The following is a 9701-nucleotide window of genomic DNA, read 5'->3' as shown; positions in this document are numbered from 1 at the left end:
CAAAGCCGCCCGCTCCCATCATCCGGCCCCTGCGCTGCGCTCCGGGGTCCCCTCACTCCGGCCTTGCTCCCGGGAGGACCGCGCTGCAGGCCCCATCCTGGGGCCCAGCGCTTGACGGGCATCCATGCCCGTCACCTCCCTCCGCAAGACCTGCGTTCGGCCTCCTGAAGTCGCAATTTGCGTCGCCTGAACTATCGCGCGCTTAGAAGCCAAAGCAAAAGCAGAGCAAAAACAAAAGCAAAAGCAAAAGCAAAAGCAAAAGCAAAAGCAAAAGCAAAAGCAAGAGCAGGGGGGCGAGGCGTACAGCGCGAGATCAGAGGCCCAGGGTGAGTGCTGCGTCCTTGATCCAGAGACGAGCACCCTGAGCGCCGGCGCTTGCCTGCAAAGGCGTGCCTGCCGGCAGGCGCATCCAGCTCAGCGGCTGAAGGCTGAAGTCCGCGCCGTCCAGGTTGCCTTGCAGAAGCAGACATTCCAGCCCACGCGGGTTGTCCAGATGGACAGCGGCGCCGGGTTGCACGTGCTTCAGATACACCTGTTCATGGGCGTTCGAGAACAGCAGTTGATCGCCCAGCGCCGATAACGTTGCGACCAGCTGTTGGCCATCTTCACGATGAAACTGCTGCAGGCGAACAAAGATCGTGCAGCCCTCTCCAGACCGTGGCGCGTGAGCACTACCAGGCGGGTTGCGCACATAGCTGCCCGCAGGGTACTGGCCGCGCTCATCTTCAAACACACCTTCCAGCACCACAAATTCCTCGCCGCCAGGGTGCTGGTGAGCGTTGAAATGACTGCCGGGGGCATAGCGCACCAGGCTGGTGGCACGGGCCTTCTCGCCACCGATGCGAAACAGCGGGCGCCGCTCGACGCCGGGCAGGGGGCTGGCCAGCCACGGCAGGTCGGCACCGTGCATGACGGCGGGCAAGGCCAGGTCGGCGTTCAGGCGGTCCGGAAGCATGGCGGTTTTCCTGATGTTGAAAGGTCGGAACAGGTACTCACCTATGATCAGCTGTTGTGAGATCTCTATAAAGCCTCTAAAACACTCACAAACAAGAATTTCTATCTCAGACGTGTCAACACCATCAGTGCCCGCACTACCGCCATCGCCGGTCAAGGTAACAAATCCCGGCTCTGGCCAGCGCTAAGGCCGCGTTAGAAGAAGCTGCGCTGGGCTTTCAGGGTGACCATGCTTTGGCAGTAGGTGTTGATGCCGGCATAGGCGTCGCAGCCGCTGCCGCTGAGGTCGGAGTTGCTGTAGATCAGGTTCAGGTCGATGCCCAGCCATGGCCGCGACAGCTCCAGCGACCAGTCGGAAAACCCGCTGATCTGGCTGCCGTCGCCGATCGTGAAAGGCGTGCCCAGGCGGTGGTGGGCGAGCTTGACGGTGAGGTCGACATCGAACAGCGGCAACTGGCCGAAGTCGGCGAACAGCGTGCCGGTGCGGTTGTCCGGATTGTCGCGCCAGGCGCCGCCAAAGCGGCTGCCCAGCACCGAGATGCCGCCGTACAGGGCGTAGCTGTCGGGGCCTGCGATGTTCGGCTGGCTGTAGTGGATCAGGCCCATTTCATAGCCCAGGGTGCTGTCGAAGTGGTGCTTGTAGCCGGTGTAGCTGTCCAGGCGCAGGGTGGAGTCGGGCGTCACGCCCATGCTCGGCGCGTACTGGCCGATATACCAACCGCTGGGGTGGCTGAGGTCGAGGCCGCCGTGGAAGGCGCCCACCGCGCTCGGCGAGATCAGCCCCTGGGCCATGCTGCGCGAGGGCGTGGTGCCGAGCTTGAAGTCGAAATCGCCCAATTGACGCTGAATCTGTTGCGCGTGCAGTGCCGGGCTCGAGAGAAGGGCAACAGTCAGCAAGAGAAGGGGCCTGGTCATGGTCACCGTCCTGGAAGGCTTGCTCTTGAGCGGTCGAGGATACCTGCGTCAGCCGCCAGGAGGCTACCGGCGGTGGCCTTTACTCGACCATTGGTCAAGGGCCGTTCAAACCACGAGTGGTTCGGCGATCTCGATCAGGTTCAGGTCAGGGTCACGGACGTACACCGAGCGGATCGGGCCGGTTGCGCCAGTGCGTGCAACGGGGCCTTCGATGATGGGCCATTGCATCTGCTGCAGGTGAGCGATCACCTGTTCCAGGCTGACCTTGCTGATGAAGCACAGGTCCAGGGCTCCGGGTACCGGCAGATGCGCCTTGGGCTCGAACTCATGGCCGCGGACATGGATATTGATTTTCTGGTTGCCGTAGCGCAGTGCCAGGCGCTTATCGCCGAAGGTTTCCAGCTGCATGCCCAGCACCCGCGTGTAGAAATCGGTGCAGGCTTGGACATCGGTGGTGGTGAGGACCAGGTGGTCCAGGTGATCGATCATTGGCCAGCCTCGGTGACAGGAACTGAAGGCGATCAGTCCGGGCAGGGCCATGATAGTGCGGTTAGCCGCTCTTTCAACTCAGCCTTTGATTGCAGGCTGGGTTTGGGCGACATCGGTGACCACTTGCTGGCTCGCGGAGCGCTCGATGACACGCTTGCGCAGTTCGTATTCGTCCAGCGACAGGCCTTGGCGCTGGATGGATTCGAGTTGCAACTGGCGGGTTTCCTCGGCGGTATAAGGGCGCAGTTCCGGGTGGCTGGCGCAACCGGTGAGCACGGCGATAGCGGTGGCGCAGAGGGTAGCGAGCAGCAGGCGGGCCGTGGTGTTCATCGGGGGAAGCTCCATGATTCGGGCGGTGGGAATCGATGGGGCTAGGTTATTGATTGATGGCGATGGGTAGAAATTGGTGTTGTCGATAGTGACTATTAAGGTTGCTGCAAGTCCTCCGTCTGGATGCTGTCCCACTGGTTTCTTGAATGCCGAAGCTTGCGAAAAGTACGAGGGAACTGGCTCGCCGCGGCGATGGGTCGTAGAGCGGCCCTAACCATAAGATGAGCCTGAACTAACGAGGAATCAATTCTCAGAAAGGTTGAGCGCTTCCTAAAACACTGCAGGAACTTTCGTCTGGATATTTGCCTTTTGCTGCAACCGCTGATTCAACCTGACCAAATCGATAACCGCATCGCTGATGCGGACCGCTACCGATGACCCTTCACTGCCGCGCAATCCTCATGTTGATTCATCCGGCAAGGGAGGCCCCCGCAGGTAGATGCAAAGCGAATGTCAAATGGTGGTTGATAATGATTGGTTAGTTGAGGCTTTGCGCCGTTGCGCTACGCTGGAAAAACATTGCCGTGGCGCTTTGCCTGCCAGCAGGAGCGCAACATGAACTTCCTTATCGAACAGGCCAGCGAACAGGGACGGCCAAGCTGGCGTGTGCATGCCTGTGGCATGACCTTTACCTTTCCAACTCAGGATTCGGCGCACAGTTTTGCCAGCAAGCTGGCAGAGCGGGTCGACGCGCCTCATCAATTGCCGCAAGAAACACTGAAGTACTGGAATGCGCAACATGCTCGTTTGAGACATGGCATCCGTTAGTTCAGGGCAACCCGGGAGGGCAACATATGAGCGGGCGTGCACTGGAACCCATCGATCGTATTACCGAAGTGATGTTCGGGCTGTTGATGGCCACCACTTTCACCGGCTCGCTGAGCGTGGCCACGGCCGGCCGCGAAGATGCCAGGCTGATGCTGATTGCGGCCTTCGGCTGCAACCTGGCCTGGGGCCTTGCCGATGCGGTGATCTATCTGCTGCGCACCTGGACCGAGCGGACCCGCAGCCGCACCTTGCTGGCCCGGCTGCTTGCCGATGAGAAAGGGCAGGAGGGGCGTCAGCTGATTGCCGATGCACTGCCGGCGCGCATCGGTGAGGTGGTGGACGAGAACGGGCTGGAGCTGCTCAGGGTGCATCTGCTGCGCAACGGCCAGCAACCGCTGCCGGCGCGGCTTGGCCTGCAGGACTTCAAGGCGGCCCTGGCGACCTTTCTGCTGGTGGTGCTGGCGACTTTCCCGCTGGTCATACCGTTCCTGGTGGTCGCCCATACCGGCACCGCCATTCGCGTGTCGAACCTGGTCGCCCTGATCATGCTGTTCCTCGCCGGCTGGCTGCTGGCCCGTTATTCCGGCGGGCGCCGACTGCTCACGGGGGTGATCATGTCGCTGGTGGGGGTGGCGCTGATCCTGGCCATCATCGCCCTTGAGGGCTGATGCAGGCTCAGTACTTGATGTCCCGGGCGCGTTCGCGACCTTGCTGTTTCGTGTGGCGTTTGTCCTGTCGGCAACCGGCGTTGCTCTTCTGGTCGGCGTGGCGACAGTCCTGTTTGGTCTGGCGCGCATCCTGGCGTGTTTCCTGGCGCACTTCGCGTGCTTGCTGGCGCCGTTCGGCGCGATCGGTAACAGCCGTCCAACCCTGTAACGTCGTGGTGCACAACAACAGCGCCATGCAAAAACGACAGGCTTTTGAAGTTGCCATGATCGGGCCTCCTGCTGGGTGTTTTTAATGCCGCGAAGCGCTCAGGGCAAGTTAAGTACAGTTGCGTTTCGATAGGCGATTTAAAATTAAAGGCAGTAAACAGGGTTGCCATTAGTGCGTTGAAATCCAATACGCAAAAGTGGTCGAAAATGGCGCCTTTGCTACCCTTATCGCACGGCAGCGACTGCCCGGTTTGCAATCCACTCTTTTAACGCGGTATGGCCAGATGGGGAATGCGATGCGCATGCCATTGTTATGCGTCTTGTCGGTCGTGTTGTGCCTTAACGGTGTTGTCAGCCCGGCGCTGGCCGAGGATGTGCCGGCGCCCGACCCGGCGCCTGCCGAAGCCAAGCAGGCAGTGTTCAATCAGGAGCAACTCGACCAGATGCTCGCGCCGATCGCCCTGTACCCTGATCCGCTGCTGGCCCAGGTGCTGATGGCGTCGACCTACCCGGGCGAGGTGACCGAGGCGGTGGCCTGGTCCAAGGCCAACCCCAAGGCCCAGGGTGATGACGCCGTCAAGCAGGTGGCCAACCAGACCTGGGACCCGAGCGTGCAGTCGCTGGTGGCGTTCCCGCAGGTGCTGGTGGTGCTAGGCCAGGACCCGGTGTGGGTCCAGCGCCTGGGCGACGCCTTCCTGGCCCAGCCCGATGATGTCATGGCCGGCGTCCAGCGCCTGCGCCACCAAGCCCAGGCGGCTGGCAACCTGACCAGCAACCAGTACCAGAACGTCACCGTGCAGGCCGCGCCCGCAGCGGCCACGGCCAGCCCGGGCAGTTCGCAGAGCGCGCCTGCCAGCAGCGCGTCGACCAGCACCATCATCATTCAGCCGGCCGACCCACAGGTGGTCTACGTGCCCACCTACAACCCGACCACCACCTACGGCACCTGGGCCTATCCGGCCTCGCCGCCGGTGTATTACCCACCGTCGCCGATGTACTACGCGGGCACCGCGCTGATGGCCGGGCTGGCGTTCGGCGCCGGGGTGGCGATCATCGATTCGGTGTGGGGCGATTGCGACTGGAACCACGGCGATGTCGATATCGACGTCAATCGCTACAACAACATCAACGGCAACAATCGCATCACCAACAACCAGAACAAGTGGCAGCACAACCCCGCGCACCGCGATGGCGTGCCGTACCGCGACAACCGCAGCCGCCAGCAGTACGGTCGCCAGCTCGACGGGGCCAACCAGCGTGCTGCGTTCCGTGGCGATGATGCCCAGCGTGCCCAGGCCCGTGATCGTGCCCGCAGCTCGATGGACCGTGCGGGTTTCGAGCGCCCGGCTACCAGCAACCGTGAGGCCCTCGACAGTGCACGCCAGGCCCGCGCCGAGGGCGGTGTGGGCAATCGCATGCAAGGCGCCAACGACAACGCACGCCGCGCAGAACCGCGCAACGCGCGTGATAACACCCGCGACAACCAGCAGGCGCGCAACCAGGTCAACCAGCGCCGGCAGGGTGAAGGCCAGGCCCGTCAGGCCGCGCAGAACCGCCCGAGCAACACGGCAGGCCGCGCCCGCAACAATGCCTTCGACGGCGTGCGTTCACCGTCGCGTACCACGGCACAGGCCAATCGCGGCCGTATCAGCCAGTCGTTCGCCCAGCGGCCCAACTCCTCGCGCGCAGCGGGGCATCAGATATCCAGGCCTAGCGCCCCGGCGCGCCGCGGTGGTGGAGGTGGCCGTCGATGAACACCAGGACAACTATTGCAACGGTGCTGATCGGCCTGGGCATGGCCTGGACAAGCCTGGCCGCGGCGCAGGAAGCGTTCCCGACGCCGGAGAAAGCCGTCGAATCGTTCGTTCAGGCGCTGGGCGTCGAGCACGCCGACGAAGCGCGCCTGACGCAGTTGCTGGGTGATGACTGGCGCACCTATATCCCTCGTGAGGGCGTGCAGCGCAGTGATGTCGATGCCTTCCTGGAGCAGTACAAGGCCGAGCATCGGATCGACAAGCAGGGCGACAACAAGGCCATCCTGGCCGTGGGCCCCGATCACTGGACCTTGCCCATCCCCTTGACCAAGGCTGGCAATGGCTGGCGCTTCGACCTCAAGGCCGGCAGCGCCGAAATCCGTGCCCGGCGCATCGGCCGCAACGAGCTGGCAGCATTGCAGTCGGTGCTTGCCTATCACGACGCACAGATGGACTACGCCTCGAAAGACCGCAACGGCAACGGCGCGCTGGAATATGCCCAGCAGATCTTCAGCACGCCAGGCAAGCATGACGGCCTGTTCTGGGAAGACGAAGCGGGCGGCGAGATCAGCCCGCTGGGGCCGCTGTTCGGCAAGGATGTGCTAGGGGATGCCTGGTACGGCTACCACTTCCGCATCCTCGATGGCCAAGGCCCGTCGGCACCGGGCGGCGCGTACAGCTACCTGATCGGCAACCAGATGAGCCGCGGCTTCGCCCTGGTCGCCTGGCCGGCGAAGTACAACGACAGCGGTGTCATGAGCTTCATGATCAGCCACGACGGCCAGGTGTTCGAGAAGGACCTGGGGCCGCAGGGCGACAAGATTGCCAAAGCCATGAAGCGCTTCGACCCGGATGACAGCTGGAAAGAGGTAGACGTCAACGCCAGCGAATGAAGGGCAGTGCGCGCACTGCGCCAGGCTGGGTGAAAACTGCCCGGTGCTGTTCCGCTTTGGTGCGCGCCTGCCTCAATACAGGTCTGATCGCACAGGTTGGATCAAGCAATCAGGCAAAAAGTGTGCAGGGTGCACCGGTAAGGTTGTGCCGAGTGCCCGCAAATTTCCGGTTTATCGCGCAAGGCAAAAGCGGCCCGCATATTGCTCCCCTGGTCGCAACGACAACCCGGAGCACCGTGCCATGAGCTCAACTACCGAATTCCCGCTATGCGAAGCCCCGCCATCCTCGCGCAAGGGGCTGCTGCCCATTGCCATGGTGTTGTTCAGCTTCACCTTCTTCACCGGCACCATGTTCGCCGGTGGCAAGCTGGGCATGGCCTTCAATTTCGTCGACATGCTGTGGGTCGCCGCCATCGGCAACACGCTGCTGGCGCTGTATGCCGCAGCCCTGGCCTTCATCGCCTCACGCAGCGGCTTGAACACCGTGCTGATGGGGCGCTTCTGTTTCGGTGAGGCGGGCAGCCGGCTTTCCGACTTCCTCCTGGGCTTTGCGGAGCTTGGCTGGTACGCCTGGGGCACTGCGACCGTGGCGATCGTGCTGGTCAAGCTGCTGGGCCTGGCGGGTGGCTTCACCGTACCGTTGATGGTGCTGTTCGGCCTGGGCTTCAGCATTACCGCGATCATCGGCTTCAAGGGCCTGGACCTGCTGTCGCGGGTGTCGGTGCCGCTGATGTTCGCGCTGCTGCTGGTGTCGATGTACATCGCCACCGCCGATGCCGGGGGCTTTGCCGGCCTGGCCGCGGTGGTGCCCCATGAAACCATGACCTTCTCGGCAGCGGTGACCATGGTCTTCGGCACCTTCGCCAGCGGGGCCACCCAGGCCACCAACTGGACCCGGCTGTCGCGCAGCGGGCGGGTGGCGGTGGTGGCCAGCATCGTCGCCTTCCTGCTCGGCAACGGCCTGATGGTGGTGGCCGGGGCCTGGTGCGCGATGGTCTACCAGCAGGCCGACATCGTCGAAGTGATGATGCTGCAAGGCCTGTCGTTCGCAGCCGTGGTGATGCTCTGCCTGAACCTGTGGACCATCCAGGGGCCGACCATCTACAACGTCTCGGCAGCGGCCTGTCACCTGCTGCGCAGCGAGCGCCGACGCTCCGCCACGCTGGCGGCGGCGGCGGTGGGCATCGTGCTGGCGATCGGTGGCATGTATGAAATGCTGATCCCGTTCCTGGTGTTGCTGGGTTCGATCATTCCGCCCGTGGGCGGGGTGATCATGGCCGATTTCTGGTACCGCCACCGCGGCAAGTACCCGGCGCTGGCCTCGGTGCAGCTGCCGCGCTACAACCTCCTGGGCCTGGGAGCCTATGCGCTGGGTGCGCTGCTGGCCTACGCCTCGCCCTGGGTCGCGCCGCTGGTAGGCATTGGCGCCTCGGCCCTGTGCTACATCGTCCTGCTTGAGGTCAGCGGCCGGCGCCGGGCGCTGGGCCAGGCGGGCGTCGAGCCGTGAGCCTGGCGCTGAACGAGATCCTGCACCTGCCGGGCCTGCAGGAGATGACCGTGCGTGCCGGTGCGCGCAACCTGCAGCGGCGGGTGCGCTGGCCCTACGTGGCCGAGAACGAAGGCATCGCCGAGTGGGTGATGGGCGGCGAACTGGTGTTCGTCACCGGCATCAATCACCCGCGTGGCGAGGCCAATCTGCTGAGCCTGGTCGAGGATGGCGAGGCGGTGGGCATTGCCGGGATGGTGATCCTCACGGGCGGCACCTTCATCCAGACCATTCCGCCGGCAGTGATTACCCGTGCCGAGCAACTGGGCCTGCCGTTGATCGAGCAACCCTATGCCCTGAAGATGGTGATCGTCACCCACCTGATCGGCACGGCCCTTGTGCAGATGAACCAGGTGCGCCGCTCGCGCAACGATATCCTCGGCCAGTTGCTCAGTGGTGACTACCCGAGCCTGGCCATTGCCCGCCAGCGTGCGGCGCACCTTGAACTGGCACTGGATGAGCCGCGTCGCGTGGTGGCGCTGCGCTTGCTACACGTCGAGCAGCTGTTCGAGCGCCATGGCCTGGCCCAGGGCGAGCGCCTCTGGCAGGCTACCCGTCAGGCTCTGGCAGACCAGCTCGAAGCCTGGTGCCGCGAGCGACCGGGAACCGTCACCGCACAATTGCCGGGCGACCTGCAGGTGCTGTTGCTGGCAGATGCCGCCGACCTGCCGTTGACGTTGGCCGCGCTGCACCGGCAGCTGGCCGCGGTGGTGGGGGAACTGGCACTGTATATGGGCCTGTCGCGCCTGGCTGCCGACTGCGCCCACTACCGGCAGGCGCTCAGCGAGGCGCGCCAGGCCCTGGAGGTGGCGCAGCAGCTGCACCCGGCCAACGGCTTCTGCGACTTCGGCGAGCTTGGCGTGCTGCGCCTGCTGCAAGGTATCTTCGACCGGTCGCTGATCGATGACTTCGTTGCCCAGACCCTGGGCCCGCTGATCGCCCCTGCACGCAAGCAGCCGCATGTGCTGGTGCACACCCTCGACGCCCTGCTCAAGGAAAACGGCAACGGGCTCAAGGCCGCCCAGCGCCTGGGCCTGCATCGCAATACCATCAACCAACGTATTCAACGCATCGAACAACTGAGCGGGCAGTCCCTTGACGACCCGCTGTTTCGGATGAACGCTTCTGTTGCCATGCTGGTATGGCGCCTGAACGAAGCCCAAGGTAAGGAGTAACG

The 9701-nt window shown here is 63.7% G+C and carries 11 protein-coding genes; 6 read left to right on the top strand and 5 right to left on the bottom strand.

Annotated elements, in window-relative coordinates:
* Positions 1-313: 313 nt before the first annotated feature.
* The 4 genes from APH33_RS23390 to APH33_RS23375 all read right to left on the bottom strand — a co-directional run bounded on the left by APH33_RS23390 (position 314) and on the right by APH33_RS23375 (position 2688).
* A complete protein-coding gene (locus tag APH33_RS23390) occupies positions 314-955 on the bottom strand; it encodes a cupin domain-containing protein (RefSeq protein ID WP_054887416.1) in 642 nt (213 codons plus the stop codon).
* Between the two features lie 194 nt (positions 956-1149).
* Positions 1150-1869 carry a TorF family putative porin gene (locus APH33_RS23385; RefSeq protein WP_054887415.1) on the bottom strand — a complete coding sequence of 240 codons (720 nt, stop codon included), beginning with the start codon at positions 1867-1869 and terminating at the stop codon, positions 1150-1152.
* A gap of 105 nt (positions 1870-1974) precedes the next feature.
* Positions 1975-2358, bottom strand: a complete 384-nt coding sequence (locus APH33_RS23380) for a VOC family protein (protein WP_054887414.1) — start codon at positions 2356-2358, stop codon at positions 1975-1977.
* A 78-nt stretch (positions 2359-2436) separates the two neighbouring features.
* Positions 2437-2688, bottom strand: coding sequence for a hypothetical protein (locus tag APH33_RS23375; protein WP_054887413.1), 252 nt, complete (start codon positions 2686-2688; stop codon positions 2437-2439).
* Between the two features lie 555 nt (positions 2689-3243).
* Here APH33_RS23375 and APH33_RS23370 point away from each other — a divergent pair.
* Both APH33_RS23370 and APH33_RS23365 read left to right on the top strand, forming a co-directional pair.
* Complete coding sequence (locus tag APH33_RS23370) at positions 3244-3456, top strand: hypothetical protein (protein ID WP_054887412.1); 213 nt, start codon at positions 3244-3246, stop codon at positions 3454-3456.
* A gap of 26 nt (positions 3457-3482) precedes the next feature.
* On the top strand, positions 3483-4124 hold the full coding sequence (locus tag APH33_RS23365) for a VIT1/CCC1 transporter family protein (protein WP_054887411.1): 642 nt from the start codon (positions 3483-3485) through the stop codon (positions 4122-4124).
* 7 nt (positions 4125-4131) lie between these two features.
* On the opposite strand, the gene APH33_RS23360 is transcribed toward APH33_RS23365, so the two are convergent.
* Positions 4132-4389, bottom strand: coding sequence for a hypothetical protein (locus tag APH33_RS23360; RefSeq protein WP_156352044.1), 258 nt, complete (start codon positions 4387-4389; stop codon positions 4132-4134).
* Between the two features lie 238 nt (positions 4390-4627).
* Here APH33_RS23360 and APH33_RS23355 point away from each other — a divergent pair, with 238 nt between their 5' ends.
* From APH33_RS23355 to APH33_RS23340, 4 genes are all read left to right on the top strand, one after another.
* Positions 4628-6085, top strand: coding sequence for a DUF3300 domain-containing protein (locus APH33_RS23355; protein ID WP_054887409.1), 1458 nt, complete (start codon positions 4628-4630; stop codon positions 6083-6085).
* A complete protein-coding gene (locus APH33_RS23350) occupies positions 6082-6978 on the top strand; it encodes a DUF2950 domain-containing protein (RefSeq protein ID WP_054887408.1) in 897 nt (298 codons plus the stop codon). The genes APH33_RS23355 and APH33_RS23350 overlap by 4 nt, the downstream gene beginning before the upstream one ends.
* 241 nt (positions 6979-7219) lie before the next feature.
* On the top strand, positions 7220-8485 hold the full coding sequence (gene codB / locus APH33_RS23345; RefSeq protein WP_054887407.1) for a cytosine permease: 1266 nt from the start codon (positions 7220-7222) through the stop codon (positions 8483-8485).
* On the top strand, positions 8482-9699 hold the full coding sequence (locus APH33_RS23340; protein ID WP_054887406.1) for a PucR family transcriptional regulator: 1218 nt from the start codon (positions 8482-8484) through the stop codon (positions 9697-9699). Before codB ends, APH33_RS23340 begins: the two co-directional genes overlap by 4 nt.
* The last annotated feature ends 2 nt before the right edge of the window (positions 9700-9701 follow it).

It is taken from the genome of Pseudomonas sp. NBRC 111130 (assembly GCF_001320485.1).
Taxonomy (GTDB): Bacteria; Pseudomonadota; Gammaproteobacteria; order Pseudomonadales; family Pseudomonadaceae; genus Aquipseudomonas; species Aquipseudomonas vlassakiae.
The sequence above is the reverse complement of the archived record's forward strand: the minus strand, read 5'-3'. Positions and strand labels throughout refer to the sequence as shown.

What these genes read in the sequence shown, in the direction of transcription:
- APH33_RS23390 (WP_054887416.1), bottom strand. Translation starts at nt 955, where the DNA reads ATGCTTCCGGACCGCCTGAACGCCGACCTGGCCTTGCCCGCCGTCATG.
- APH33_RS23385 (WP_054887415.1), bottom strand. Translation starts at nt 1,869, where the DNA reads ATGACCAGGCCCCTTCTCTTGCTGACTGTTGCCCTTCTCTCGAGCCCG.
- APH33_RS23380 (WP_054887414.1), bottom strand. Translation starts at nt 2,358, where the DNA reads ATGATCGATCACCTGGACCACCTGGTCCTCACCACCACCGATGTCCAA.
- APH33_RS23375 (WP_054887413.1), bottom strand. Translation starts at nt 2,688, where the DNA reads ATGAACACCACGGCCCGCCTGCTGCTCGCTACCCTCTGCGCCACCGCT.
- APH33_RS23370 (WP_054887412.1), top strand. Translation starts at nt 3,244, where the DNA reads ATGAACTTCCTTATCGAACAGGCCAGCGAACAGGGACGGCCAAGCTGG.
- APH33_RS23365 (WP_054887411.1), top strand. Translation starts at nt 3,483, where the DNA reads ATGAGCGGGCGTGCACTGGAACCCATCGATCGTATTACCGAAGTGATG.
- APH33_RS23360 (WP_156352044.1), bottom strand. Translation starts at nt 4,389, where the DNA reads ATGGCAACTTCAAAAGCCTGTCGTTTTTGCATGGCGCTGTTGTTGTGC.
- APH33_RS23355 (WP_054887409.1), top strand. Translation starts at nt 4,628, where the DNA reads ATGCGCATGCCATTGTTATGCGTCTTGTCGGTCGTGTTGTGCCTTAAC.
- APH33_RS23350 (WP_054887408.1), top strand. Translation starts at nt 6,082, where the DNA reads ATGAACACCAGGACAACTATTGCAACGGTGCTGATCGGCCTGGGCATG.
- codB (WP_054887407.1), top strand. Translation starts at nt 7,220, where the DNA reads ATGAGCTCAACTACCGAATTCCCGCTATGCGAAGCCCCGCCATCCTCG.